Origin of the sequence: Micromonospora sp. WMMD736, from assembly GCF_049179015.1 — a bacterium.
Taxonomy (GTDB): domain Bacteria; phylum Actinomycetota; class Actinomycetes; order Mycobacteriales; family Micromonosporaceae; genus Micromonospora.
Genome location: NZ_JBMHMI010000001.1, coordinates 2,597,117 through 2,623,348, shown reverse-complemented (window position 1 = coordinate 2,623,348; position 26,232 = coordinate 2,597,117). Strand labels below are relative to the sequence as shown.

25 protein-coding genes are annotated in these 26,232 nt (G+C 72.4%); 15 read left to right on the top strand and 10 right to left on the bottom strand.

Annotation, left to right across the window (positions count from 1 at the left end; translation table 11 throughout):
- Positions 1-30 precede the first annotated feature (30 nt).
- Positions 31-825, top strand: a complete 795-nt coding sequence (locus ACN269_RS11095) for an alpha/beta hydrolase (protein ID WP_421476285.1) — start codon at positions 31-33, stop codon at positions 823-825.
- A 12-nt stretch (positions 826-837) separates the two neighbouring features.
- Here ACN269_RS11095 and ACN269_RS11090 read toward each other — a convergent pair whose 3' ends face one another.
- Together ACN269_RS11090 and ACN269_RS11085 are read right to left on the bottom strand one after the other, a co-directional pair.
- The gene (locus ACN269_RS11090; RefSeq protein ID WP_421472365.1) at positions 838-2,310 is read right to left on the bottom strand and encodes an alpha,alpha-trehalose-phosphate synthase (UDP-forming); all 1,473 of its coding nucleotides are present in this window, start codon (positions 2,308-2,310) and stop codon (positions 838-840) included.
- Positions 2,311-2,481: 171 nt separating this feature from the next.
- Entirely contained in the window at positions 2,482-3,342 is an 861-nt protein-coding gene (locus ACN269_RS11085; protein WP_421472364.1) for a DUF308 domain-containing protein, read from the bottom strand.
- A 280-nt stretch (positions 3,343-3,622) separates the two neighbouring features.
- On the opposite strand from ACN269_RS11085, the gene ACN269_RS11080 reads away from it, so the two are divergent.
- Both ACN269_RS11080 and ACN269_RS11075 read left to right on the top strand, forming a co-directional pair.
- Complete coding sequence (locus ACN269_RS11080) at positions 3,623-3,931, top strand: hypothetical protein (protein ID WP_421472363.1); 309 nt, start codon at positions 3,623-3,625, stop codon at positions 3,929-3,931.
- 157 nt (positions 3,932-4,088) lie between these two features.
- Complete coding sequence (locus ACN269_RS11075) at positions 4,089-4,769, top strand: lysophospholipid acyltransferase family protein (RefSeq protein ID WP_421472362.1); 681 nt, start codon at positions 4,089-4,091, stop codon at positions 4,767-4,769.
- A 3-nt stretch (positions 4,770-4,772) separates the two neighbouring features.
- Here the strand turns inward: ACN269_RS11075 and ACN269_RS11070 are convergent, their stop codons facing one another.
- The gene (locus ACN269_RS11070) at positions 4,773-8,315 is read right to left on the bottom strand and encodes an adenylate/guanylate cyclase domain-containing protein (protein ID WP_421472361.1); all 3,543 of its coding nucleotides are present in this window, start codon (positions 8,313-8,315) and stop codon (positions 4,773-4,775) included.
- Between the two features lie 148 nt (positions 8,316-8,463).
- On the opposite strand from ACN269_RS11070, the gene ACN269_RS11065 reads away from it, so the two are divergent.
- Entirely contained in the window at positions 8,464-8,661 is a 198-nt protein-coding gene (locus tag ACN269_RS11065; protein WP_421472360.1) for a hypothetical protein, read from the top strand.
- 96 nt (positions 8,662-8,757) lie between these two features.
- Here ACN269_RS11065 and ACN269_RS11060 read toward each other — a convergent pair whose 3' ends face one another.
- Entirely contained in the window at positions 8,758-9,450 is a 693-nt protein-coding gene (locus tag ACN269_RS11060; protein WP_007463121.1) for a Crp/Fnr family transcriptional regulator, read from the bottom strand.
- Between the two features lie 113 nt (positions 9,451-9,563).
- Here ACN269_RS11060 and ACN269_RS11055 point away from each other — a divergent pair, with 113 nt between their 5' ends.
- The 6 genes from ACN269_RS11055 (at position 9,564) to ACN269_RS11030 (ending at position 13,324) form a co-directional block, all read left to right on the top strand.
- Positions 9,564-9,755 (top strand): hypothetical protein, encoded by a 192-nt coding sequence (locus ACN269_RS11055; RefSeq protein WP_421472359.1) that lies wholly within the window; start codon positions 9,564-9,566, stop codon positions 9,753-9,755.
- A gap of 11 nt (positions 9,756-9,766) precedes the next feature.
- Positions 9,767-10,264 carry a polyadenylate-specific 3'-exoribonuclease AS gene (locus ACN269_RS11050; RefSeq protein ID WP_421476283.1) on the top strand — a complete coding sequence of 166 codons (498 nt, stop codon included), beginning with the start codon at positions 9,767-9,769 and terminating at the stop codon, positions 10,262-10,264.
- 76 nt (positions 10,265-10,340) lie between these two features.
- Entirely contained in the window at positions 10,341-10,844 is a 504-nt protein-coding gene (locus ACN269_RS11045) for a pyridoxamine 5'-phosphate oxidase family protein (protein ID WP_421472358.1), read from the top strand.
- A 158-nt stretch (positions 10,845-11,002) separates the two neighbouring features.
- Complete coding sequence (locus ACN269_RS11040) at positions 11,003-12,031, top strand: 6-phosphofructokinase (protein ID WP_421476282.1); 1,029 nt, start codon at positions 11,003-11,005, stop codon at positions 12,029-12,031.
- A 72-nt stretch (positions 12,032-12,103) separates the two neighbouring features.
- Positions 12,104-12,922, top strand: a complete 819-nt coding sequence (gene proC, locus ACN269_RS11035; RefSeq protein ID WP_421472357.1) for a pyrroline-5-carboxylate reductase — start codon at positions 12,104-12,106, stop codon at positions 12,920-12,922.
- Positions 12,923-12,973: 51 nt separating this feature from the next.
- Positions 12,974-13,324, top strand: a complete 351-nt coding sequence (locus ACN269_RS11030) for a DUF2203 domain-containing protein (RefSeq protein WP_355049422.1) — start codon at positions 12,974-12,976, stop codon at positions 13,322-13,324.
- 30 nt (positions 13,325-13,354) lie between these two features.
- Here the strand turns inward: ACN269_RS11030 and ACN269_RS11025 are convergent, their stop codons facing one another.
- Together ACN269_RS11025 and ACN269_RS11020 are read right to left on the bottom strand one after the other, a co-directional pair.
- The gene (locus ACN269_RS11025) at positions 13,355-13,993 is read right to left on the bottom strand and encodes a class F sortase (RefSeq protein ID WP_421472356.1); all 639 of its coding nucleotides are present in this window, start codon (positions 13,991-13,993) and stop codon (positions 13,355-13,357) included.
- Complete coding sequence (locus ACN269_RS11020; protein WP_421472355.1) at positions 13,990-14,844, bottom strand: DUF4397 domain-containing protein; 855 nt, start codon at positions 14,842-14,844, stop codon at positions 13,990-13,992. Before ACN269_RS11020 ends, ACN269_RS11025 begins: the two co-directional genes overlap by 4 nt.
- Before the next feature lie 300 nt (positions 14,845-15,144).
- Between ACN269_RS11020 and ACN269_RS11015 the strand changes: the two genes are divergently transcribed.
- Complete coding sequence (locus ACN269_RS11015) at positions 15,145-16,746, top strand: glycosyltransferase 87 family protein (protein WP_421472354.1); 1,602 nt, start codon at positions 15,145-15,147, stop codon at positions 16,744-16,746.
- A 24-nt stretch (positions 16,747-16,770) separates the two neighbouring features.
- Here the strand turns inward: ACN269_RS11015 and ACN269_RS11010 are convergent, their stop codons facing one another.
- The gene (locus ACN269_RS11010) at positions 16,771-17,445 is read right to left on the bottom strand and encodes an NADPH-dependent F420 reductase (RefSeq protein ID WP_421472353.1); all 675 of its coding nucleotides are present in this window, start codon (positions 17,443-17,445) and stop codon (positions 16,771-16,773) included.
- Between the two features lie 191 nt (positions 17,446-17,636).
- Complete coding sequence (locus ACN269_RS11005; RefSeq protein WP_421472352.1) at positions 17,637-18,119, bottom strand: glutathione peroxidase; 483 nt, start codon at positions 18,117-18,119, stop codon at positions 17,637-17,639.
- Between the two features lie 167 nt (positions 18,120-18,286).
- On the opposite strand from ACN269_RS11005, the gene ACN269_RS11000 reads away from it, so the two are divergent.
- The 4 genes from ACN269_RS11000 (at position 18,287) to ACN269_RS10985 (ending at position 23,269) form a co-directional block, all read left to right on the top strand.
- Complete coding sequence (locus ACN269_RS11000; RefSeq protein ID WP_421472351.1) at positions 18,287-19,924, top strand: glycosyl hydrolase family 18 protein; 1,638 nt, start codon at positions 18,287-18,289, stop codon at positions 19,922-19,924.
- Positions 19,925-20,105: 181 nt separating this feature from the next.
- Positions 20,106-20,612 (top strand): hypothetical protein, encoded by a 507-nt coding sequence (locus tag ACN269_RS10995; protein ID WP_421472350.1) that lies wholly within the window; start codon positions 20,106-20,108, stop codon positions 20,610-20,612.
- A gap of 87 nt (positions 20,613-20,699) precedes the next feature.
- Positions 20,700-22,106 carry a class II 3-deoxy-7-phosphoheptulonate synthase gene (locus tag ACN269_RS10990; RefSeq protein WP_421472349.1) on the top strand — a complete coding sequence of 469 codons (1,407 nt, stop codon included), beginning with the start codon at positions 20,700-20,702 and terminating at the stop codon, positions 22,104-22,106.
- Between the two features lie 134 nt (positions 22,107-22,240).
- Positions 22,241-23,269 (top strand): threonine aldolase family protein, encoded by a 1,029-nt coding sequence (locus ACN269_RS10985; protein WP_421472348.1) that lies wholly within the window; start codon positions 22,241-22,243, stop codon positions 23,267-23,269.
- Between the two features lie 62 nt (positions 23,270-23,331).
- Here the strand turns inward: ACN269_RS10985 and ACN269_RS10980 are convergent, their stop codons facing one another.
- Together ACN269_RS10980 and pknB are read right to left on the bottom strand one after the other, a co-directional pair.
- Positions 23,332-24,198: a deoxyribonuclease IV gene (locus tag ACN269_RS10980; protein ID WP_421472347.1), complete on the bottom strand. Its 867-nt coding sequence runs from the start codon at positions 24,196-24,198 to the stop codon at positions 23,332-23,334.
- Positions 24,198-26,186 carry a Stk1 family PASTA domain-containing Ser/Thr kinase gene (gene pknB / locus ACN269_RS10975; RefSeq protein ID WP_421472346.1) on the bottom strand — a complete coding sequence of 663 codons (1,989 nt, stop codon included), beginning with the start codon at positions 26,184-26,186 and terminating at the stop codon, positions 24,198-24,200. Before pknB ends, ACN269_RS10980 begins: the two co-directional genes overlap by 1 nt.
- Between the last annotated feature and the right edge of the window lie 46 nt (positions 26,187-26,232).

The window sequence follows — 26,232 nt, the reverse complement described above, 5'->3', positions numbered from 1 at the left end:
AAGGCTGGATCAGTGACCGAGCTGCGGATCATGCGGGGCCGGGAGTGGGCTCGTCCGGTCCGGCCCGCCCGCCGGGAGGTGCTCAGCGCCGTACCCGAGTTGGAACAGGGGCGTCCGCCGTTGCTGTTCGTACCCGGGTTCGGGCACGGGGCGTGGGCGTTCGCCGAGCACTGGCTGGGCCATGCCGCGTCGCGGGGCTTCCCGGCGTACGCGCTGAGCCTGCGGGGGCACGGCGGCAGTGAGCCGGCGCCGGAGGCGACGCTGCGCGCGTACGCCCACGATGTGACCCAGGTGGCCGCGAGCCTGCCGCGCCAGGCGGTCCTGGTGGGGCACGGCGCCGGGGCGCTCGTGGTGGCCCACGCGATGGCGCGTTACCCGGCGCGCGGCGCGGTGCTGGTCGCGCCGGTCTTCGGTGGCTGGGGGATGTTCGCCACGGCGGTGCGCCGCAACCCGGCCGGGACGTTGCCGGCGGTGTTCGGCGGCCCGCTGCGGCTCAGCCGGGCGCAGCTGTTCAGTCGGGAACTGCCCGACGAGGAGGCCCGCCGGCACGTGGCGCGACTGGGCCGCGCCGGCCGCCGCGCGCAGTGGGCGCTGCTGGGCGAGCCGGCGGCCGAGCCGGCCGTGGGCGAGCCCCCGGTGCTGGTGCTGGGCAGCCCGGACGACCGGGTGGTGCCGGCGTCGACGTTGACGCGGATCGCCCGCCGGTACGGGTCGGCGCCGCTGCTCTTCCCCGGCATGGGGCACGACCTGATGCTCGACGCACGCTGGTCCGAGCCGATCGACGCGATCCTGGACTGGTTGGAGAAGGAGCCCGCCGCCCGGTGACCATGCGCCCGGTCAGCCGCCGGCGTGCTGGGTCGCCCGGCTCGCCGGGTGCGGCACCCGGGCGGCGCCGTCGGTGCTGGTGAGGCGGCCGACCAGCGCGCCCGTCTCGTCGAGGGCGCTCAGGTAGGAACGGGCCCAGGCCCGGATGTCGTGCTCGTGCAGGTGGGCGCGCATCGCCCGCATGCGGTCGGTGACGTCGGCGGGGTCGGCCCGCAGCGCCGTGCGCAGCGCCTGCTTGAGCCCCTCCAGGTCGTGCGGGTTCACCAGGTACGCCTGGGACAGCTCGGCGGCGGTGCCGGCGAACTCGCTGAGCAGCAACGCCCCGGTGTCGTCCACCCGGGCGGCGACGTACTCCTTGGCGACCAGGTTCATCCCGTCGCGTAGCGGGGTCACCGCCATCACGTCGGCGACCCGGTAGAGCGCCGCCAGCTCCGCCCGGTCGAAGGGCTGGGTGAGGTAGTGGATGGCCGGCTCGCCGACCCGCCCGAACTCGCCGTTGATCCGGCCCACCTCGCGTTCGATGCGTTCGCGCAGGATCTGGTACTGACCGACGCGTTCCCGGCTGGGCATGGCGACCTGGACGAGCACCGTGTCGCGGACCTTGACGTCGCCGCTGGCCAGCAGCTCGCTGTACGCCTTGAGCCGCTGCTCGATGCCCTTGGTGTAGTCCATCCGGTCCACGCTGAGGATGACGTGCCGGGGATCGCCGAGATCCTGCCGCAGGCGGCGGGCCCGGGCGGCCACGTCGGGGCGGGCGGCCAGGGCGGCCATCTCGGCCGTGTCGATCGAGACGGGGAACGCGCCGATCCGGACCACCCGGTCGTCGATCCCGATCCGACGGTCGGTGGCCGGCAGCTCCAGCACCCGGGTGACCAGTTGGGCGAAGTTGTGCGCCGCCTGGGCGCGCTGGAAGCCCACCAGGTCGGCCCCGAGCATGCCGCGCAGTAGCTCTGCGCGGCGCGGTAGCTGCATGAACAGCTCCGGCGGCGGGAACGGCACGTGCAGGAAGAACCCGATGCGCAGGTCGGGGCGGAGCGCGCGCAGCAGCCCGGGTACGAGTTGCAGGTGGTAGTCCTGTATCCAGACCACGCCACCCGGCTCGGCCACCTCGGCGGTCGCCTCCGCGAACCGCTGGTTGACCCGCTGGTACGCCTCCCACCAGCGCCGGTGGTGCTCGGGTTGCTCGACGGCGTCGTGGTAGAGCGGCCAGAGGGTCGCGTTGGCGAAGCCTTCGTAGTGGTCGCGCAGGTCCTCGTGGCTGAGAGCGACGGTGTGCATGTGGACGCCGTCCACGTCCGGCAGGGCGGGTGCCGGGCCGGTGCCGCCAGCCCAGCCGACCCAGATCGCCGGGGTGTGCCGCAGCAGCGGGTGTAGCGCGCTGACCAGCCCTCCGGGGCTACGTCGCCACTCGCAGGCGCCATCCGGGGCCTGGTTGTCGTCGATGGGGAGGCGGTTGGCCACCACCACGAGGGAACTCTGTCGCATCTCGGGCATTCCGATCAGCAGAGGACTGACCGCCACGAGCAACGGAAAACCGGTCAGTCAGCGGGGGAAGTGACGTACAGCGGTATTCCTACTGACAGTAAGTTACACCACTGTTACGCCCCGAGTGAGGGCGGTCGCGTCCCGCGATGCGGGCCGGGGGTAGGGCCTGTTTCAGACGACGGCGCCGTTGTCCGGGTCGTCGTCCTCCTCGTCACCGGGGCGCAGCCGCCAGATCAGCGTGACGAAACCGGCCAGGATGCCCGTGAACCCGAACAGGGTGACCGCCGAGCGGTCGATCGGGAGTAGCGACGGGAAGAGAAAGAGCACGAACCCGACGACCACGGCGAGCGCGCCGACCACCGCGTATTTGGAGATGCGGGGCAGCGGCGGCGGCGGGGGCGGGTGGTAGGTGTCCTCGTCGTCGTCCGGCAGGTCCGCGCCGAAGGTGTCCAGACCGTCCAGCAGCGAGGGCTCGTCGTCCCGGGTGTTCCGGCCGACCGAGATCCCGGAGAAGTCGGTCGCCGAGGGCAGCCGACGGACGTCGGTCGCGGTGGGTCCGGCCTCGTCGACGCCGGAGCGGGCGAGCGGACCGGCCGCCGGCTCGTCCCGGGTGTCCCGGTCGTCACGTTCGTCCACGTCCTCAGCGGCCGGCCAGGGCCGCTCCTCGACGGTCGAGGGGGTGCTGTGGAAGCCGGCCACGATCCGGGCCCACTCCGCGTCGATGTCCGGCTCGTCACGGGCCGGAGCCTGCTCCGGGGTGCTCTCGTCGGCGAGCTGCGTCAGGTAGTCGCGGGCGGTCCGCAGGTGCGAACGGTCGACGTAGAGCCGGTCGACCGGGCGGGCCGGAACGGTGGTGGTACGGGTGACCGGGTTGAGATCGGCCGACGGTTGCAGGTAGGCGGCGATCCCGCCGGCGGCCAGCACGTCGAGCAGGTGCTCGCCGACGCGCGGATCGACGTCGCCGACGACGGCGTACTCGCTCGCGTCGAGCCCGTTGTCCCGCCGTCCCCGGCGGGCCCCACCCGCTGACACCCGGCCATCCTCCTCAACGCGCCCTGCGGCGCGGCCACCTGCGCCCCCTCGACGCCCGTGCGCACGCCGTGCTCTGAATCGTGACACGTCAGGGGCCGGTTCCGGGAGTGCGTTGTGTCGCGTCTTGGAAAGTCAGGTGTGCTGCCGCTGGTCACGGCGGTGGTTCTTTGTCCGTTGTTGCGCGAGACGTGCGATCTCGGTGATCGTTGACGCCAGGTGCTCCGCCACGCCGAAGCGCAGCCCTGCCGATCTGCCACCGACCGGGAACGGAGAGGCGCACGTGGCTGCTGGAGATCACGAGGAACTGAACATCCCGCCGCACCTTCAGACCTTCGCGCAGCGTCATCACCTCGACTACCGGCAGACGCCGCCCGGGATCGCGCTCTACCTGGGCCTGGGTTCGGCCCTGCTGGGGTTGCTGTTCAGCACCGCTCCGAAGGTCACCGGCGACCGGGCGCTCGGCTACCTGATGCTGGGCGGCGGCGTCGTGCTCCTCGTCGTCTCCCGGGTGCTGCACCGGCGCACGCGACGGCGGGAGGAGCAGCTGTACCAGGAGTTCCTGCAGTGGGAGTCGGAGCAGGGCGAGTAGAGGTTGACATGGGTCCGGCGTGGGAGGCCGTCGTGGGCTACCGCGTCCGTGGCGACGTGGTGGTGGGCGTCCGTCCGTTGTGGTGAGAGCGCTCGCTTCGTAGGCTCGTCGGGGATGACGGCCGGCGCTGTCGCGGCCCCCCTCGGAAAGGACGCCGGTGCTCTACTGGCTGTTGAAGCACGTGATCCTCGGTCCGCTGCTCAAGCTGATCTTCCGCCCGCGGGTGGAGGGGCTGCGCCACGTGCCGGCGACCGGCCCGGTGATCCTGGCCAGCAATCACCTCTCCTTCTTCGACTCGATCTTCATCCCGTTGATCGTCTCGCGGAGGGTCACCTTCGTGGCCAAGGCCGAGTACTTCACCGGCAAGGGGATCAAGGGGTGGCTGATGAAGATGTTCTTCGTCGGCACCGGCACCATCCCGGTGGACCGCTCCGGCGGCCAGGCCGCCCGCGCCGCGCTGGACACCCAGTTGCGGGTGCTGCGCGCCCAGGGCGTGGCCGGCATCTACCCCGAGGGCACCCGCTCGCCGGACGGGCGGCTCTACCGGGGCAAGACCGGGGTGGCCCGGCTGGCCCTGGAGAGCGGCGCGGTGGTGGTGCCGGTGGCGATGCTCAACGCCGACGAGCTTCAGCCGCCCGGCCGGTTGCTGCCCCGGATCGGCCAGGTGCGGGTCCGCTTCGGCGCCCCGCTGGACTTCTCCCGCTACGCCGGGATGGCCGGCGACCGGTTCGTCGAGCGCGCGGTCACCGACGAGATCATGTACGAGGTGATGGAGCTCTCCGGCCGCGAGTACGTCGACGTCTACGCGCAGAAGCTCAAGACGGCCGTCGCCGCCTGAGTCTCAGCAGGCCACGGCCGGTCCGGTCGGGCTGATCGGCCGGCCGGTCAGCGCCAGCAGACCCGGCGCGTCGTTGCGCAGCGCGAACGTACGCACCTCGGCGCGGGGCACCCGGGCACCCGCCGGGTCACCCGCCCGGGTCAGTTCCGCGGCGGCCAGCGCCAGCGCCAACACCCGGTCGCTCGCGTCCGGGATCCGCCCGTACGTCTCGGCGGCGGCCAGGTGCAGCTCGGCAGCGCGCCGGTGGTCGCCGTCGGCCGCCGCCACCGCCGCCGTCACCGTCCGCAACGCCGCCTCCGACCACGGCGTGCGATGTCCGACCCGGTCCAGCATCGCCCGGACCCGCACCGCGGCATCCCGGCCGGCCAGGGCACCGGCGTACGCGGCCGCGGCGATCCACTCCCCGCTGGCCAGCGCCGGCACCTCCGACCAGGACCGCTCCAGCTCGTCGATCAGCTCCGCCGCCTCGGCGTGCCGCTCCTGCAACGCCCGGCACAGCGCGGCCATGCCCAGCATCGTCCAGCGTAGCCGGTGGAAGCCGCTGCGCCGGGCGGTGGCCAGCGCGTCGACCAGGTCGGCCGGGTCCTCGTCGTCGCGCAGCACGAGCAGGCAGCACCGCAGCCCCCGTACCTGCATGTCCCAGCTACCGGTCGGCGTGTCCACGAACGCCTCCGCCGCGGCGAGCAGCCGGCCGAAGTCACCCTCGAACCAGGCCCGCATCGCCTCGGCCGAATAGCTGGTGGTCAGCGTCTGCCCGCTGGCCGTACGCGCCGGAGCAGCCGAGAGCAGGGCGTTCGAGCGCAGCCAGTCGCCCTCCTCGCGGATGGCCCAGGCCAGGTTCTGCGTGGCCCGGGGCAGGGCGAGCAGCTGACCGGCGCGACTGAACTCGACGATGGCGTGCAACTCGTCCAGGCCGATCCGGTCGCCGGCCTGGTAGCGCGCGGTGGCCGCGGTGATCCGCGCGTTGGTCCGCGTCTCGGTCAGGCCCAGCCGCTCGGCGATCTCCGCCGCGGTGTCCGCCGCCGACACCGCCGGGTCGCGTTCGTAGTTGAGCATGTGCAGTCGGCCCAGCTCGGCGTACGCGTCGGCCTTCTGCGGGCTGTCCGGCAGCGGCTCGAAGAGCTGGACCGCGCGGTCGAGGCAGGCCAACGCCTCACCCCGCTCGGCGCGCAGCCACGCCGCCTGGCCGAGGAGCGTCCACGCCCGCGCGGCGCAGGCGTCGTCGCCGTGCGCCGCCAGCCGGTCGGCCAGCGCCTGCACCTGCTCCGGCCCGCCGCCGGAGAGGAACGCGTTGCCGTCCCGGTAGAACGAGATCTCCGTGCTCAGCAGCTCCAGTTGCAGCCGGCCCACCGGGTCGCTGTCGTCGGCCAGACCGAGTGCCCGGCCGGCGTGGCTCGCCGCCGCTTCCAGCCCGTGCAGGGCGTACGCCCGGCGGGCCGCCCGGTGCAGCGCCTGTCGCGCGGGTCCCGCGTACCGCTGGATCTCCATCCCGAGGGACCGCGCGATCTCGTGGGCCGCCCAGCGGTGGTGGGCGAGGACCTCGGCCAGGTCGGTGTCGCGGCTCTGCGACAGCGCGTCGAGCCAGTCCGCGGCCCGCTCGTGCCGCGCCACCCGTTCGGTGCGGGGCAGCCGCTGGTAGCAGACGTCGCGTACCAGCACGTGCCGGAACCGGAACTCGGCCTGCCCGGCCATCGTCGACGCGGCCTGCTCGTGCACGAAGTCACGCTGTTCGAGGCGGCGCAGCGCGCGCTCGACGGACTCGACCGGCTGCCCCAGCGCGGCGGCCACCGCGCCCGGCCAGAACTGCACCCCGACCACCGAGGCGGCGAGCAGCACCGCCCGGTCCTTGGCGTCCAACAGGTCCACCCGGTTGGCGATGACCGAGTGCACGCTCTCCGGCATGGTCAGTTCGAGTTGCTTGTCCAGCGACCAGCCCCGTCCCGACTGGCGCAGCGCGCCCTGCTCGATCAGCATCCGGACGTACTCGTGCGCGTAGAGGGGGTTGCCGCCGGCCACCTCGATGAGCGGCGTCAGCATCTCGGCGGAGAACGCCGCCTGGCCGAACAGGTGCGCGTACAGGGCGGCGATGCCGGTGTCGCGCAGCGGCGGCAGGGTGATGGTCACCGAGCCCGTGATCGTCCCTGCCCAGCTCGGGTCCCGGTCGACCAGCTCCGGGCGGGCGGTGCACAGCAGCAGGAGGGGCACCTCACGGGCCGCTGCCCCGAGCAGTTCCACGAAGCGCAGCATCGCGTCGTCGGCCCAGTGCAGGTCCTCGAAGACCAGCACGGTGGGGCGGCGGGCGGCCAGCGCCAGTAGGAAGCGCCGCCACGCCGACTCGGCCTCTTCCGCCGGCAGCGGTGTGCCGGGCAGCCCGACCAGCGGACGCAGCGCGTCGACCACCCGGTCGCGCTCACCCGGCCCGATCAGCTCCCCGACGGCGGTGCCCAGCCGCTGGGCCGCGCTGACGGCCGGGTCGGTGTCCAGGATGCCGGCCTCGGACTTGACGATGTCGGCGAGCGCGGCGAACGTGACGTTCTCGCCGAACGGCGGGCAGCGTCCCGTCCGCCACGTCAGCGGCTCGTCCACCAGCCGGCCGGTGTGCCGGTACAACTCGCGCAGCAGCCGGCTCTTGCCGATCCCGGCCCGCCCGAAGATCGTCACCACCTGGGGCAGCCGGTCGCGCAGCGACCGGTGCAGGGCGTTGACCAGCATCCCCAGCTCGTGCTCGCGGTCCACCAGGGGCGTGGTGTCCGGCTCCCGGTCGGTGGGCTGGCGGCGCAGCGGGGACAGGGCGAGCCACACCTCGGTGGGCGACGACCGCCCGCGCAGGGTGACCGGGGGCTGCTCCTCGTAGCGGATCGCGTCCTTGGTCAGAGCGTGCGTGGTGCCGCAGACCAGCACGCCGCCGGGCGGCGCGACCGACTGCATCCGCGAGGCGGTGTTCACCACGTCACCGGCCACGATCGCCTGCCCACCGTCGCGGGCGGCGGCCACGTCGACGAGGGCCTCACCGGTGGACACCCCCACCCGGAAGCGCATCTCGGTGCTGCCGGTCGGCGCGAAGCGGGTGAGCACCCGTTGCAGCTCCAGCCCCGCCCGTACGCAGCGCAGCGCGTCGGTCTCGGTGGCGATCGGCGCGCCGAAGAGCGCCATCACGGCGTCGCCGATGTACTTCTCCACCACCCCGCCGTACTGGCCGACCACCCGCCGGGCCGCCGAGAAGAAGCCGGTCTGCATGCCGCGGACCTGCTCCGGATCGGCGCGTTCGACGTACGGGGTGAAGTCGATGAGGTCGACGAAGAGCACACTCACCCGTCGGCGGTCCTCCTGTGGGGTGAGCGCGGCGGGCCGGTCCGCGCCCGGTCGGGGCGACCCGCACGAGGTGCAGAACGCGACGTCCGAGGCGAGCGGACGCAGGCAGTGCGGGCAGACGGCACCGAGCTCGGTGCCGCAGCCACCGCAGAAGCGGTCACCGTCGGCGGCCGTGCGTCCACAACGCCCACACTGCGCGGCGATGACACACCCTCCACTGGCGATACCGGCCACGCCCCCAGCGCCGCCGCCCGCAAGGAGTATCGCCGCCGGAAGGGCTGTCGGGTACCGGCCTGTTGGTTTGTGGACAGTCCACCAACGGCCTGAGCGACTACATTCAGTCCGCCACATCTTCGATCAACGACCAGAGGGGGACAGGTCAATGGTGTACGTCAAGTTGGAGAGTGACTGGACCGACGGCAAGGGCGTCAGTCACGCGGCGGGCGAGTCGGTGGACGTCGACGCCGCCACGCTCGCCACGCTGCAGGCCGAGGGGATCGTCAGCGAGCAGTCCTCGGGTCCGGGCGGCGACAGCAAGGGCCCGAACAAGTGGGCCGGCCCGGGCAGCCCCGGAGTCTGAACCACCCGGTGACACCGCGCAACGGCCGGGCCGCCCACGGGCGGCCCGGCCGTTGCGCGGGTGCGGGGGTCGACGGCGCCGGGCCGTCGAGCCAGCTCAGCGGTCGTTCATGCCCGCCCGGCGGCGTAGCGCGGCCACGTCGGTGACCACGATCCGGCGCCCCTCGGTCCGCAGCCAGCCCCGGCTGGCGAAGGAACCGATGGCCTGGTTGACGCTCTGCCGGGAACCGCCGGCCATCTCCGCCAACTGACTCTGGTTCAACTCGATCGTGATCATCGGTGCCTGGCTCTCGCCGGCCAGCCGGACCAGCGTCTTGGCGACCCGACCCGGCAGGTCGAGGAAGACGTGGTCGGCGTTCTGCTCGGTGAGCCGGCGGATCAACCCGCCCAGCGACCGCATCACCGCGTCCAGGATGCGCGGGTTGGAGTGCACCAGCTCCATGAACGCGCCCCGGGAGAGCGCGAGCGCCGCGCAGTCCTCGATGGCCTCGGCCGACGCGGAGCGCGTGGAGGCGTCCAGCAGGGAGACCTCACCGAGCACGTCCGGCGGACGGATCACCGACAGCACCGCCCGCTCGCCGGTCGGCGCGGTGCGGAACACGGCGACCGCGCCGCGGCGCAGCACGATGAGCGACTCGCCCGGGTCGTTCTCGACGAACAGCAGCTGGCCCTTGCGGTAGGTGCGCGGAACGGCGGCCGCGATGACCCGTTGCCGCACCTCGGGCTCCAGCCCAGCGAACATCTCGACACCCGTGAGCGCGTCACCCGGCTCCGGCAGGCGCATCTCCACGGCCCAACCCCTCCCCGGTCATGGACCACACAATCGCTCACCGGGTGAACCTGATGGCCCTGACGAGGTGAACTGACACCGGTTCGGCATCCGGTAGCGGTACACATCAGATCATGACGGTCCGGTCGCTTGCTGTACACCCCTCGAAGCACTTCCGTGACCGTCGCGAGCTGCGGCGTACCCCGAGGATCGTCGCCGCGGCGGTGTCGGCGGCCCGGATCGTCGCTGTCCCGGCGCGGACCGACCGGGGCCGCGACCGGCCCCGCGACCGGCCCCGCCGGAGGCCGGTGGACGGCGGTGGGTGAGGATGTCCGGAATGGTCTACCGCTACTTCTACGACTGCGAGTTCATCGAGGACGGCCGGATCGTCGACCTCGTCTCGATCGGTGTCGTCGACGAGTACGGCCGCGAGTTCTACGCGGTCTCCACCGAGTTCGACGACTCCCGTGCCGTGCCCTGGGTCCGACGTAACGTGCTGGACCGGCTCCCGTCGCCGGCGGACCGGGCCTGGCGCTCGCGCGAGCGCATCCGCGACGACCTGTACGACTTCCTCATGGAGCCGGTCCGGGACCGGCCGGCCGAGCAGTTGGAGCTGTGGGCCTGGTACGCGGCGTACGACCATGTGGTCCTGGCCCAGCTCTGGGGGGCGATGCCGGCGCTGCCCCGGGAGATTCCCCGGTTCACGAAGGATCTGCGGCAGCTCTGGGACGACCGGGGTCGGCCGACCCTGCCGGACGCGGACGCGGCCCGGCACGACGCCCTGGTCGACGCCCGGCACAACCTGGCCCGCTGGCGGGCGATGACGGCGCGTTGAGCATGGTCATTCGTCTGTAGGTTTGACCGGTTCTGTCCCGGGCAACGGTTCGTCAGCCGAGCCGAGGGAGATTGCCATGAGCAACGATCCGACCAGCGTCGCCGACGCCCGGGCGCGGGTCACCGAACTGATCCGCGCCGCACGGATCTGCATGCTCACCACCATCGCGTTGGACGGACGGCAGGTGAGCCGGCCGATGGGGTTGCAGGAGGCGGAGTTCGACGGTGACCTCTGGTTCTTCGCCTACACCGATTCGGCCAAACTGCGCCAGATCCGGGTAAATCCTGAGGTCAACGTCGCCTTCTCCGACCAGAAACACAACTCCTGGGTCTCGGTCTCGGGGACCGCCAGTGAGAGTTCCGACACCGAGCGCGCCAAGCGGCTGTGGAACCCGCTGCTCAAGACCTGGTTCCCGGACGGGCTGGACACGCCCGGTCTGACCCTGATCAAGGTGCACGCCAGCTCCGCCGAGTACTGGGACTCGCCGAGCAGCACCGTGGTCAACCTGCTCGGCTTCGCCAAGGCCGCCGTCACCGGCCGTCCGCCGTCGGCCGGCGAGAACCGCGAGGTGACCTACTGAGCCGCCGCCCCCGGGGCGCGCTGTCGTCGCGCGCGTAGGCCGACTACAGTGCGCAGTGACGGCCCGCCCCGGGCCGGCAACGGCGCCGATGGTCTGACCTGACACATACCCTGGGGCATTTCGGGCTTTACCTGATGCTCCAGGAGGATGAGCGGATCATGCGTATCGGCGTGCTCACCGGCGGCGGCGACTGCCCGGGTCTCAACGCGGTCATCCGGGCGGTGGTCCGCAAGGGCGTCGCCACTTACGGTCACGAGTTCGTGGGCTTCCGGGACGGTTGGAAGGGCCCGCTGGAGGGTCTGTCCCGCCCGCTGGGCATCGCCGACGTGCGCGGCATCCTGCCCCGGGGCGGCACCATCCTCGGCTCGTCGCGGACCAACCCGTTCAAGATCGAGAACGGCGTTGAGCGGATCAAGGACAACCTCGCCGAGCAGGGCGTGGACGCGCTGATCGCGATCGGCGGCGAGGACACCCTCGGCGTGGCCACCAAGCTGCACGAGCTGGGCGTGAACGTCATCGGCGTGCCGAAGACGATCGACAACGACCTCGGTGCCACCGACTACACCTTCGGCTTCGACACCGCGGTCAACATCGCGATGGAGGCCATCGACCGCCTGCACACGACCGCGGAGAGCCACCACCGCACCCTGGTCGTCGAGGTCATGGGCCGGCACGCCGGCTGGATCGCCCTGCACGCCGGCCTGGCCGGTGGCGCCAACGTGATCCTGCTGCCCGAGCGGCAGTTCGACGTCGACCAGGTCGCCGGCTACGTCGAGAAGCGCTTCCAGCACCAGTACGCCCCGATCGTCGTGGTCGCCGAGGGCGCCCAGCCGCTCGACGGCCAGATGGTGCTGCACAACCAGGAGCTGGACGCGTTCGGTCACGTCCGCCTCGGCGGCATCGGCCAGTGGCTCGCCGAGCAGTTGGAGGCCAAGACCGGCAAGGAGGCCCGCACCGTGGTGCTGGGTCACATCCAGCGCGGCGGCACCCCGACCGCCTTCGACCGGGTCCTCGCCACCCGCCTCGGCCTGCAGGCCATCGACGCCGCCAACGACGGCGACTGGGGCAAGATGGTCGCGATGCAGAGCACCGACATCGTCCGGGTGCCCCTGGCCGAGGCCACCCGCGAGCTGAAGACCGTGCCGCTGGAGCGGTACCAGGAGGCAGAGGTCTTCTTCGGTAGCTGATCGACGGTAGGCGGCGCGGCGGGCCTGCGGGTCCGCCGCGCCGCGACCCGACCTCGAGGGGGTACGGCGCAGATGTCAGCTGGGGTGCACACCGTCGCGGTGATCGGCGCGGGCAAGATCGGCGAGCTGATGCTCTCCGGGCTGCTGCGCTCCGGATGGCCGGTGGAGCGGCTGCTCGCCACCGCCCGCCGACCGGCCCGCGCGCAGGAGCTGACCGACCGCTACGGCGTCCGGGTGGTCGACAACCTGACCGCCGTCGACGAGGCGGCCGTGCTCGCCGTCTCGGTCAAGCCCCAGGACGCCGCCGCGCTGCTGGACGAGATCGGGCCGAAGGTGCCCGCCGACAAGCTGGTCATCTCGCTCTGCGCCGGGCTACCCACCAGCTTCTTCAACCGTCGACTGCCCGACGGGACCCCGGTGGTCCGGGTCATGACCAACACCCCGGCGCTGGTCGACGAGGCGATGACAGCCATCTCCGCCGGCACGTACGCCACCGGGGCGCACCTGAGCCTGGCCGAGGAGATGTTCAAGCCCCTCGGGCAGACCATCCGGGTGCCCGAGTCGCAGCAGGACGCGGTCACCGCGCTCTCCGGCTCCGGCCCGGCCTACTTCTACCTGCTGGTGGAAGCCATGATCGACGCCGGCATCCTGCTCGGCCTGCCGCGCCAGGTGGCGCACGAGCTGATCGTGCAGACCGCCATCGGGTCCGCCGTGATGCTGCGCGACTCCGGCGAGCACCCGGTCAAGCTGCGCGAGGCGGTCACCTCGCCCGCCGGCACCACCATCTCCGCCGTCCGCGAGCTGGAGAAGCACGGCGTCCGCGCGGCGCTGCTCGCCGCGCTGGAGGCGGCCCGGGACCGCGCCCGCGAGCTGGCCGCCCAGGCCGACTGACCGCGCCGAGCGGGGTCCCCCGCGGCGCGGCGCGTGGCGCATACTGGCGGCGTGTTCACTCTCGCCCAGGCCCGGCACCTGGTGGCCACCCTGCAACCGCGTGTCGACGAGCTGATCCGTGTCCGCGCCGACCTGGCCGAGCTGCGTGTCGACCTGGCCGACCACGGGGTCAGCGCGCTCGGCGGGCTGGCCGAGGTCAAGGGGCTGGAGGCCCGGCTGCACGCCGTCGTCGACGAGCTGCACCAGCACGAGATACAGGTCAAGGGCATCGCGCCGGTGCTGCTCGACTTCCCGGGTGAGCGCGAGGGTCGCGCCGTGCTCTGGTGCTGGCTGGAGGGCGACTCGGACGTGCGCTGGTACCACCGCGCCGAGTGCGGCTTCGCCGGCCGTCGCCCGCTCTGACCCGGCCGTCGTCCGTTCTGACCGCGCCGGTCAGCCGTCGAGGACCGCGAACACCACCACGTTGTCCCGGTAGTGCCCGCGCCGCCGGTCGAAGTCGCCCCCGCAGGTGACCAGGCGCAGCTCCGGGCCGGGTGTCGGGCCGTAGACCGTGGCCGTGGGGAACCGGTCCTTGCGGGTACGCAGCGACCCGGTCACCCGGAACGACAGCCACTGCCCGCCGCGCCACACCTGGATGCGGTCGCCGGAGCGCAGCTCGCCGAGCCGGGCGAAGACCGCCGGGCCGCGCCGAGAGTCCAGGTGTCCGGCGAGCACGGCCGGACCGGTGTCGCCGGGGGCCGGCCCACCCCCGTACCAGCCGGCCGTGTCGAAGTCGTCCGGCGGGACGAGTGCGCCAGCGGGGTCCAGGCCCAGCACGGTGAGCGCCGAGTCGACGCTGATGCGCGGCACCCGTACCCGGGTGGGTGGACCCTGTGGTCGCGGCGACGCGGCCACCGACGCGCAGCCGTCGGCGCAGCCGGGGTGCCAGGTTGCGACCGGCGGCGGCGGATCGGTCGTCGCGAGCCCGACACCGCTGCCGGCGGCGAGGCAGACCGCCGCGCCGGCCGCGACCAGCGCGGCCAGCGGCGCCCGACGGTCGCGGTGCCGTCGAATCGCGGGCCCGATGCTCACCAGGTGGTGCGCCGCCGCCGACGCCAGAGCAGCAGGCTCACCACCACGGCCGCCGCGGCCACCGCGCCGGCCACCAGGGGGTACGCCCCGAGCCCGCGCCCGGCCGTGCCACCCGCGCCGGTCTCCACCCCACCCGCTGGTACGACGGTGCCGCCCCCGGCGTCCTGACGCAGCTCGGCGGTGAGCCCGCCCTGCCTGCCGTCGAGTACCAGCAGCGAGTAGACCGCACCACCGGTGAGCCGCACCTCGGCGTCGGTGCTCGGACCGCCCGCCCCGGTCAGCCGCAGCTTCCAGGTGCCCGGCTCCACCTGCTGGTAGTCGGTGGTGGTGGCGAACTGCACGCCGTCGGCGATCCGCGGGCCGTCGGGGGCGGCCACGTCGAGGACCGGCGTACGCACCGAGGCCTGCACGACGCGCACCTTGGCCCGGCCCTGCGCGGGAGCGCTCAGGTCATCGGTGAGCACCCGCAGCCCCAGATCGGCGTGCCGCCCCACACCAGCCACCGTGTACGCGCCGCCACTTCGCACCGCGACCTCGGTGGTGAGCACCGGCGGTTCGCTGGCCGGCGTGCCGGCCTCGCGCATGGCCACCGCGTACCGGCCCGGGGGCAACTGGAGATAGTCGGAGACGACGCCGTAGCCGACGCCGGGGAAGACCCTCGGCTTGGCGGCGTCGGGGGCGGCGAGGTAGACGTCCACCGCCGGGGTGTCGGGGGAGAGGTGGGCGAGTCGGACGTAGCCGACGCTGGCCGCGCCGGCCGTCGCCGGTATCGCGGCAGCGATAAAGGTGCCGAGCAGGAGCGCGCCGGCACCGGCCAGCAGCCGGCGGGACGCGGTACGGAGCGTGTGCATGTCGCCTCCGAGGCACGTTCGGTGAGCGGGCGGCAACCCACCGACAGAGTCCCGTGCGTGAGACTCTCGCGCAAGTTGTACACGCGATGTTTCTCCCCGCCACGCCGTTCGCGGAGTCGTGCGGCCGGCCGCAAGATCGTGCTCGAACCTGGATGTAGTGGCCTCGGCGGCGGGAGGATGCCACTGGATCCATGTTCGAGCGTGATCTTGCCGGTCGGCGGGGGGTGACCCTGACCTGGGGGCGAGACTGCCAACGGACGACGGGCCCTCGCGCGCCTCGGGTTCGCTTATTCTCGGGCGATGCGGGATCGACGGGTGGCGCTGGTCTGGGCGGTCTTCGTCGTCGTCGCGACGGTGTCGTGTCTGCTCGTGCTGACCCGCCACGATCGGCTCTCCGACCTGCACATCTACTACGGCGCACTGTCCGATCTGCACGCCGGCCGCCCGCTGTACGAGTACCGCGCCGCCAACGGTGGGCCGTTCACCTACCCGCCGTTCGCCGCTCTCGTGCTGGGGCCGATCACCCTCGTGGCTGAGGGCGTACTCCAGGGGATCTGGCTGGTCGCGACGTGCGCGGCGGTCGTCGCCGTCGCCGGGATGGTCGGTGTCGCGCTGAGCGCCGATCGGTCCCGTCGCCCACTTGTCGTCGCGGTGGCCGCCACGGTCCTGATGCTCTCGGCGCCGGTGCAGAGCAACCTGCGGTTCGGGCAGGTCAGCATCTTCATCGTGCTGCTGGCACTGCTCGACGGCATGGGTCTCGTTCCGCCCCGGCTGCGGGGTGTGCTCGTGGGGGTGGCGGCGGCGATCAAGCTGACCCCGCTGCTGTTCGTCGTCTACTTCCTCGCCACCGGGCGCTACCGCGACGCCGGGCGCGCGGCGGCGACCTTCGTGGCGTGCGCCTGGCTGGCGGCGCTCGTGCTGCCCGGGGAGAGCTGGGTGTACTGGACCGAGGCCGTCCGGCAGACCTCACGGATCGGCAACCTGGCCTCGCTGGGCAACCAGTCGGTCCACGGGATGCTGTTGCGCGTCGGGGTCGACGAGGCGACCCTGCCCGTGCTCTGGGCCGCTCTGGTCGCGGTGATCTGCGGTGCGGCGCTGCTACGCGCCCGCCAGTTGGCCGCGCGGGCCCGCCCCGGCCACGCCGCCGTGCTCGTCGGCTGTGCCACGGTGGCCGCGTCCCCGGTGTCCTGGACCCACCACCAGGTGTGGCCGGTGCTCGCCGCGATGCTGCTGGTCGGCGCGTCCGGCATCACTCAGCGGGTGGCCGGCGTGGCGCTGCTCGCCGCCATGGTCGTCTCGCTGGGGGCGGTCCTCGGCCCGGTGTCGACGCGGCCGGGCGTGCAGTTCCTGCTCGAGAACGCCCGTACCGTCGGGACGTGCCTGCTGTGCCTGGCCGGCTTCGGCGGTGTCGCGGTCGCCGCCGCTCGGGGCAACCGGCGCCCGGCCGCGCGACGGGCCTGGCTGCGGGTGGGGGTCACGACCGCCGTGGCTCTCGCCTTCTTCGCCGTGCAGCCGCTGCCCGCCGGGGCGGACCCGACCTTCAAGGCGTACGGCCTCGACGACGTGGCCAATCCGCGATACTTCTTCGTCTGCCGGGGCCCGGTCGAGTGCGCGGCCTACGCCACCGACGCGCCGGTCACGTTCGGCACCCGGGCGGAGAAGACCAAGGTACGGGTCAACGGTGTGGTCGCCCATCGGGTGGCCCGACTGGAGTACTACTCCGCCCCGGGTGGCGCGCCCCGGAGCATCCCCCTGCTGGCCGCCTACCCCGGCACCCGGACGTTCTCGTTCCGGTCGGCCAGCATGGCGCAGGGTCGGCTGGTGGCGTACGACGTCGACGGTCAGCCGATCGCCAGTTACGACGACGAACTGGCCGCCGCCCTCCGGACAGCCGCCCGGTAGGCGGTCACCGGAGGGCGGCGGATCTCAGCGGGTGGCGGCGGCCAGGGCTGCGCGCAGCTTCTCGGCGTCGCCCGGCGCCGGGTGATCCCAGTCGGTCGGGGTGGCGGAGTAGAGCGTGCCGTACGCCGGGGTGTCCGGCTGGTAGCGCCAGCCCTCCGCGAGTGGGCCGACGTCGACGGCGTCGTACCCGATCCGGTCGAGGAAGGCCGTGACCTCGGCCTTCGCGGCCGCGTCGTCGCCGGCGACGGCCAGAGCGCTACGGTCGGCGGCGCCGGACGGTCGGGCGAGCGCGGCCAGGCCCTTGAAGTAGATGTTGTTGAAGACCTTGACCACCCGCGACTCCGGCAGGTGCCGCTGCAGGAGCTCGCTGCTGGTGGTCTCGCCCGAGTCCAGCTGGGGGAAGTTGCCGTCACGTTCCGGGTAGTAGTTGTTGGTGTCGATGACGACCTTGCCGGCCAGCGGCTCGACGGGCACCGCCCGGTACGCCTTGAGCGGCACGGTGACCACCACCAGGTCGCCAACCTGGGCCGCGTCCTGCGCCGTGGCGGCACTGGCCCGCTCGCCCAACTCGTCGACCAGTTCGGTGAGCGTCTCCGGCCCGCGCGAGTTGCTCAGCACCACGTCGTAGCCGGCGTCCACCGCCAGTCGGGCCACGGTGCCACCGATGTTGCCACTGCCGATCAGTCCCACAGTTGTCATGTTTCTTCCCAACTCCGTCCACCCACGACGCATTCCGGCCGATGCGCGGAGTTTCCCCGGCTGAAGCACAACGTACTGCGGACGGCCGTCGCCCGACCGGCTCCCGCCCACCTACCACCCTCCGGTGACCCCGCCCCTGCCCGGGCGACCCTGGGGTTCCGGGCCGGGGAGGGCCCCGGGTCGGGTGGGGGTCAGGCGGGGAGGAGCTTTTCGATGGGGGTGCGGAGGTCGTCGGGCTCGACCGTCGGGGCGAAGCGGCCGGCGACCGTGCCGTCCGGGGCCACCAGGAACTTCTCGAAGTTCCAGCGGATGTCTCCGGTGTGCCCGTCGGCGTCGGGGGTGTCCACCAGCGCCGCGTAGAGCGGGTGGCGGTCGGGCCCGTTCACGTCGACCTTCTCGGTCAGCGGAAACGTCACGCCGTAGTTGACCTGGCAGAAGTCGCTGATCTCGGCGGCGCTGCCCGGCTCCTGCCCGGCGAACTGGTTGCACGGCACGCCCAGCACGACGAGGCCGCGCTCGGCGTACGTGTCGGCGAGGCTCTGCAGGCCGGCGTACTGCGGGGTGAGGCCGCAGCGGGAGGCGACGTTGACGACCAGCAGCGCCTTGCCGCGGTAGCGGGCGAGGTCCGCGGGGCCGCCGTTGAGGGCGCCGATCGGGATGTCGAAGACGGTCATGGACCGAGGCTACGCGCCAGCTGTGGGGCCGCCCGGGCAGGGCGTGGCCGGCCCGTTACGCGCACCAGGAGAAATCGAAACATGGACATCTTGACGGAGTGATGACGGTGTGAGTACCGTCTCACCATCTCTTTTGGAAAGTTTCCTAACAGTACGGGAGACGCCTCATGAAAAGATCGCTCCGCCGGGCCCTCTGGGCCGGCGCCGTGGTCGCCGTGACCGTCGCGGCGGTGCCGATGACGACCGCGTTCGGCGCCGGCACGGTCACCACCACGTTCGCCAAGGCGCAGGACTGGGGGACCGGTCACGAGACGAAGGTGACCGTGACCAACGGCACCAGCGCCACGGTCGCCACCTGGCGCATCGAGTTCGACCTGCCGTCGGGCACCACCATCAGCAGCGCGTGGGACGCCGACGTCACCAGCAGCGGCAACCACTACGTCGCGGTCAAGAAGAGCTGGGCCGGCGGGCTCGCGCCCGGCGCCTCGTTCAGCTGGGGGTACAACGGCACCGGCGCGTACAAGGCGCCGCTGAACTGCACCGTCAACGGCGCGCCCTGCGGCGGGGGCACCCCGACGACCCCGCCGACCACCACCGCGCCGCCCACCACGGCACCCCCGACCACCGCGCCGCCCACCACCGCGCCGCCGACGACCGCGCCCCCGACCACCACCCCGCCGCCCAACACGGGCGGGAAGAAGGTCGTGGGCTACTTCGCCGAGTGGGGCGTCTACGGGCGCAACTACCACGTCAAGAACATCCAGACCAGCGGCTCGGCCGCCAAGCTCACCCACATCCTGTACGCCTTCGGCAACACCACCGGTGGTCGCTGCACCATCGGCGACCCGTACGCCGACTACGACAAGGCGTACACGGCGGCGGAGAGCGTGGACGGCGTCGCCGACACCTGGGACCAGCCGCTGCGCGGCAGCTTCAACCAGCTGCGCAAGCTCAAGGCGCTCAACCCGCACCTCAAGGTGATCTGGTCGTTCGGTGGCTGGACCTGGTCCGGCGGTTTCACCCAGGCCGCCCAGAACCCGGCCGCGTTTGCTGAGAGCTGCTACAACCTGGTCGAGGACCCGCGTTGGGCGGACGTGTTCGACGGCATCGACGTCGACTGGGAGTACCCGAACGCCTGCGGTCTGAGCTGTGACACCAGCGGCCCGAACGCGTTCAAGAACGTGATCGGCGCGCTGCGGTCGCGGTTCGGTTCCAACGCCCTGGTCACCGCCGCCATCACCGCGGACGGCAGCAACGGCGGCAAGATCGACGCCACCGACTACGCCGGTGCGATCGGCAACCTCAACTGGCTCATGCCGATGACGTACGACTACTTCGGCGCGTTCAACGCCCAGGGTCCGACGGCACCCCACTCGCCGCTGACGTCGTACACCGGTATCCCGCAGCAGGGCTTCAACTCCGACGCGGCGATCCAGAAGCTCAAGAGCAAGGGCATCCCGGCCAGCAAGCTGCTGCTCGGCATCGGCTTCTACGGCCGGGGCTGGACGGGCGTCACGCAGGCCGCTCCGGGCGGCAGCGCCACCGGCGCGGCACCGGGCACCTACGAGGCGGGCATCGAGGACTACAAGGTCCTCAAGAACACCTGCCCGGCCACCGGCACGATCGCCGGCACCGCGTACGCCAAGTGCGGCAGCAACTGGTGGAGCTACGACACCCCGTCCACCATCAACGGCAAGATGACGTACGCGAAGAACCAGGGCCTCGGTGGCGCGTTCTTCTGGGAGCTCTCCGGCGACACCAGCAACGGTGAGCTCATCGGCGCCATCAAGGGCGGTCTCGGCTGAGCCGAGGGCCGACGTACCACCCACACGGCGGGAAGGGGCCCGCACCGCCCCTTCCCGCCCGTGCCGTAGCGGCCCGGTCGACGCCACGCGTCGGCCGGGCCGCCGGCCTTGGGCGGGTCGGGCCCGATGTGGCAGACTCGCGGCTCGGCAGGTCTCGATTTCCCGTTCGACGGAGGTGGTCATGCGCCCGATCCACCGCGGGCTGGCGCTGACCGCTGCCGCGTTCGTGCTGCTCCCGGCCACCCTCGCCGGCTGCGGGAGTGATGGCGACGACGCCGACAAGCAGACCGCCACGCCCCAGCGGGCGCCCGCCGAGGAGGCGGCCACCCGGTCCCGCGAGCGCGTGCAGGCGTACCTTGACGCGATGACCGCCAAGGACGTCGCCGCCGGCCGCAGTCAGCTCTGCGCGGTGTTGCACGACGGGTTCGACGCCGCGGCCACGGGTCCCAACGGCGACTTCGCCGACCACTTCCAGGTGCCCCAGGCGACCATCACCGACGTCCGGTCCGGTCAGCGTGGCCAGGAGGTCAGCGTCTCGGTCTCGGTCACCGCCGGCAAGAGCAAGGTCACCCGCCCACTGCTGTTCACGGTGACGCGCGACGGCGGTGACTGGTGCATCGCGGGTGAGGCGCCGGGCGGCAATCCGGCCACCAGCCCTTCACCGGCGTCCCCCTCACCCGCGTCCTGACCGACGTGGATGGGATCGACCTCCCACTTGCCGGAACCCGCACCCTCGCCGCCCGGTCACACGCACGGTCGCCGTACGCTTTCTCTCATGCGCCATGAGTGGCATCAGCTGAGCCACCCCGCCGTGGGTAGCCCGGGCCTGCAGACCAGCCGTCCGACCGTCGACTCCGCCGAGGACGCCGCCCTCGGCCTGGACCGCTGGCGGGAGCTGCCCCGCGAGCAGGTCCCACCGTGGTCCGACCCGGCCGCCGTCGCCGAGGTCTGCAAGGTCCTCGACACCGTGCCGTCGGTCGTCGCGCCCTACGAGGTGGACCAGCTCCGGCAGAAGCTGGCGCTGGTCTGCGAGGGCAAGGCGTTCCTGCTCCAGGGCGGTGACTGCGCCGAGACCTTCGCCGACAACACCGAGAGCCACCTGCTGGCCAACGCCCGCACCCTGTTGCAGATGGCGATCGTGCTCACCTACGGCGCGTCGCTGCCGGTGGTCAAGGTCGCCCGGGTCGCCGGCCAGTACACCAAGCCCCGCTCGCTGCCCACCGACGCGCGCGGCCTGCCCGCGTACCGCGGCGACATGATCAACTCGCTGGAGGCCGATCCCGCCGCCCGGGTCGCCGACCCGCAGCGCATGATCCGGGCGTACGCCAACTCGGCCGCCGCGATGAACATGCTGCGGGCGTACCTCGCCGGTGGGCTCGCCGACCTGCACGCCGTGCACGACTGGAACAAGGGCTTCGTGCGGACCTCCCCGGCGGGGGAGCGCTACGAGGCGATCGCCCGGGAGATCGACCGGGCGTTGGCCTTCATCCGCGCCTGCGGGATGACCGACGACGAGGCGCTGCGGACCGTCACCCTCTACTGCTCCCACGAGGCCCTGGCCCTGGAGTACGACCGGGCGCTCACCCGGGTCTCCGACCGCCGGGCGTACGGGCTGTCCGGGCACTTCCTTTGGGTCGGCGAACGCACCCGGCAGATCACCGGCGCGCACATCGACTTCATCTCCCGGATTGCCAACCCGATCGGCGTCAAGCTCGGCCCGACGACCTCACCGGACGAGGCGATCGAGCTGTGCGAGAAGCTCAACCCGGACAATGTCCCCGGCCGGCTCACGCTGATCAGCCGGATGGGCAACCACCGGGTCCGCGACGCCCTGCCGCCGATCGTCTCCAAGGTCACCGCCTCCGGCGCCAAGGTGGTCTGGCAGTGCGACCCGATGCACGGCAACACCCACGAGTCGTCGAACGGCTACAAGACCCGGCACTTCGACCGGATCGTCGACGAGGTGCTCGGCTACTTCGAGGTGCACCGGGGCCTGGACACCCACCCCGGCGGCATCCACGTCGAGTTGACCGGTGAGGACGTCACCGAGTGCCTCGGCGGTGCCCAGGGCATCGAGGACCTCGACCTGCCCGACCGGTACGAGACCGCCTGCGATCCGCGGCTGAACACCCAGCAGTCGCTGGAGCTGGCCTTCCTCGTGGCGGAGATGCTTCGGGGCTGATGCGAGGAGTGAGCTTGCGAGCCCCGCAGTCGGCAGCCGAAGGCCGGTTCCGCGGCTGAGGCGGGCCCTCTGCCGGGCGAGAATGACCGTGGCCAGGTGCGCGAGACCCGCGACCGGCTACCGAAAGGATGACCGTGGCTGATCTTGTTGACCTGCGTTCCGACACGGTGACCCGACCGACCGTCGGGATGCGCGAGGCGATGGCCGCCGCCGAGGTCGGCGACGACGTCTACGGCGAGGACCCCACCGTCAACGCGCTGGAGGCGGAGGTCGCCGCGCTGTTCGGCCACGAGGCGGCGCTGTTCGCCCCGAGCGGGTCGATGGCCAACCAGATCGCCCTGCAACTGCTCGTGCGCCCCGGCGAGGAGCTGCTGTGCGACGCGGACGCGCACGTCGTCACGTACGAGATCGGGGCTGCCGCCGCATACGGCGGAATCTCCTCGCGGACCTGGCCGGCGGTCGGCGCGGACATCGACCCGGAGGTGGTCGCCCGGATGATCCGTCCGGACGGCTACTTCGCCGTGCCCACTCGCGCGATCGCCGTCGAGCAGACGCACAATCGGGCCGGCGGCGGCGTGATCCCGCTGGCCACCCTGCGGGAGCTGCGGGAGGTCGCCGACGAGGCGGGGGTGGCGCTGCACTGCGACGGCGCCCGGATCTGGCATGCGCACGTCGCCGACGGGGTGCCACTGACCGAGTACGGCCGGCTCTTCGACACGCTGTCCGTCTGCCTCTCCAAGGGGCTCGGCGCACCGGTCGGCTCGCTGGTGGTGGGCAGCGCGGACAGGATCGAGCGGGCCCGGACGATCCGCAAGCGGATGGGTGGCGGGATGCGTCAGGCCGGCATCCTCGCCGCCGCCGGCCGGTACGCGCTCGCGCACCACGTCGACCGGCTCGCGGAGGACCACGCGAGGGCGGCCCGGCTCGCCGAGGCGGTCGCGCCGTTCGGGGTGCTCGCCACCACGGTCCGCACCAACCTCGTTCCGCTGGACCTGACCAAGCACGCGCTGGACGCCCGCGCCCTGGCCGCCGCCGCGCGCGAGGAGGGCGTACTGATCTCGGCGCTCGGACCCCGGACCGCTCGCCTGGTCACCCACCTGGGCCTCGACGACGACGGGGTCGACCACGCCGCCACCGCTCTGACCAAGGTTCTGTCCGCCTGACCGACCTTGCCGTGTTGATCAAGAGGTTCGCATCAGAAATCGGCGTGAACCTCTTGATCACCTCAGGGGTCGAGGCGGGTCAGGGTTGTTATGTCGGCCCGGTGGCCGATGTGCTTCTCGGTGGGGGTCTCCACCACCACGGGGACGCCGGCGGTGGCCGGGTGGGTCATCAACTCGGCGAACGCCGGCTCGCCGATGGTGCCCTTGCCGATGTTCTCGTGCCGGTCCCGGGTGGAACCGCACAGATCCTTGGAATCGTTGGCGTGCACCAGCCGCAACCGGTCGGCTCCCACGGTGTCCACCAGCGTGTCGAGGGTGGCGGTCATGCCGCCCTCGGCGGCCAGATCGTGCCCCGCCGCCCAGGCGTGGCAGGTGTCGAAGCAGACACCGAGCATCGGATGGCGATCCACCGCCTCCAGGTACGGACCGAGGTGCTCCACCCGTGAGGCGAGGGAACGGCCGCCACCGGCGCTCGGCTCGACCAGCAGCATCGGTCCGCCAGCCTCGGCCGTCCAGTCGAGCAGAGGCAGCAGCTCCCGACGGACCTGCCGCATCGCCTCCTCGGCGTACCCCTCGTCGACCGCGCTGCCGGCGTGGAAGACCACCGCCCGCGCGCCGATGGCCACGCCCCGGCGCAGCGCGTGCGCCAGTGTCAGCGCCGACTTCTCGACGGTCGCCGGGGTGGGTGAGCCGAGGTTGACCAGCAGCGAGGCGTGGATGAACGCCGGGATGCCCCGCTCGGCGCAGCCGTCGCGGAACAGCGCGTCCTGCGCCGGGTCGCCCGGTGGCAGCGCCCAGCCCCGCGAGTTGGAGACGTACACCTGCACGGCTGCGGCGCCGGTCGCGTCCACGTACGGCAGGGCGGCCCTGGCCAGCCCGCCGGAGGTCGGGGTGTGCGCGCCCACCGGCCGCGCGGTCTTCGCCGGCATCAGAAGCACGTGAGGGTGACCGGGGTGCCCGGAGGCACCTGCGAGTTCTCGCCCGGGGCCTGGATCCGGACCGTGGCGTTCGGGTTGATGACGACCGTCACCGGATAGCCCTGGCTCTCCAGCAGCTGCTTGGCCTGCTGACAGGGCAGGTCGATCACCCGGGGCACCACGACCAGCGGTGGACCCTTGCTGATCTCCAGCTTGACCTCGGTGCCCTTCTCCACGCCCCCGCCGTCCGCCGGGCTCTGGCCGAGGATCTCGTCCTTGGGCTTGTCGGAGTCCTTGAAACTCTCCACCGGGACCAGGCCGAGCTGGCCCAGCTTGGCGCGCGCCTCGGTCAGGCTCTTGCCCACCAGGTTCGGCACCGTCACCGGCGCCCGGCCGCGGCTCAGGATCAGCGTGATCTTCGTGCCCGGCTTGACCTCGGCGCCCACCTTCGGGTTGCTGTCCAGGACGACGCCGGCCGGCAGGGTGTCGTCATAGCGGGTGGCGCCCTTGGCGACCACCAGTTGGGCGTTGACCAGATCGGCCTCGGCCAGCTCGTACTCCTTGCCGATCACGTCCGGCACGGGGAAGCGCTCCGGGCCCAGCGAGAGGGTCAGGGTGATCGTGCCGCCCTTGACGATCTTGCTCGACGACGCCGGGCTCTGCCCCAGCACGCTGTCCTTCGGAGCCTTCTCGTCGAAGCGCGGCTCCCCGTACGCCAGGGTCAGACCTGCGCGCTCGGCCTGGGCCTGCGCCTCGGCCTTGTTCAGGCTGACCAGTTGCGGCGTGGACGTGTAGCGGCCGACGCCGAACCACCAGCCACCGAGCGCGGCCACCAGGCCCAGCGCCACGACCACTGCCGCGACCGCCAACCGTCCCCGCGAATGGCCCAGCAGCGTGGCGCGCAACTCGGCGAACCGCGCGGCCAGACCCTCGGTGGGCTCCGGGGCGGCCCTGCGGCGGCCCGCGCCCTGGGCAGCGCCCTCAGGCAGCCGCGCCCAGGTCGGCCGCTGCGCCGGGCGGATCGCGGCGACCATCATCGTCGGCTGGGAGGCCGGCGGCTCGTCGGTGATCCGGCGCAGGACGGCGGTGCTGGTGCTGTTGACGTTGCCCAACTGGTCCCGGGCCACCTGGACCTCGGCCAGCAACGCGCCGGCGTCGGCGGGCCGGGCGGACGGGTCACGCCGGGTGGCGCGCTGCACCAGGGCGTCGAGGACCGGCGGCAGGCCGGGCACCAGCGTCGAGGGCGCCGGCACGTCCCGGTCGACGTGCTGCCAGGCGACGTCCACCGGACGGCCCCCGTCGTACGGCACCCGACCGGTGAGCATCTCGAACAGCACGATGCCGGCGGAGTAGACGTCGGTACGCGGATCGGCCCGACCCTCGGTGACCAGCTCCGGGGCGACGTACGCCACGGTGGCCATCAGTTGGTTGCCCTGCTCGTCGTCGGCGCTGGCCTCGACCGCGCGGGCGAGCCCGAAGTCGGCCACCTTCACGACGCTGTCCACCAGGTTGGCGACACCGCCGGTGGGCGCCTCGGCGACCAGGACGTTCTCGGGCTTGACGTCGCGGTGCACGAGGCCGGCCCGGTGCGCGGCGGCGATCGCGGCGAGCATCTGCTCGGCGATGGCCAGCGCCTCGTCCGGGTTGAGCCGGCGTCGCTCGGCCAGCACGTCGCGCAGCGTGCGGCCACGGACGTACTCCATCACCAGGTACGGCAGGCCGGCGTGGGTGCCCTGGTCGTAGACCGCGACCACGTTCGGGTGGGTCAGCCGGGCAATGGTCTTGGCCTCGTCGGTGAACCGGGCCACGAAGTTGGCGACCCGGGCCCGCGCCTCGGGCGCCTGGGTCGGGTGAATGATCTTGACCGCGACGGTGCGTTCGAGGCGCTCGTCGGTGGCGGTGTACACGGTCGCCATGCCACCACGGGCCACGCGACCGCGAATGCGGTAGCGCCCGTCGATCAGCGAGCCCAGCAACGTGTCGGCGACCTGTGTGTCCATCGGCAGGGAGTCTATGTGTCCAGGGGGTGGGAGTTGAACAGGATGC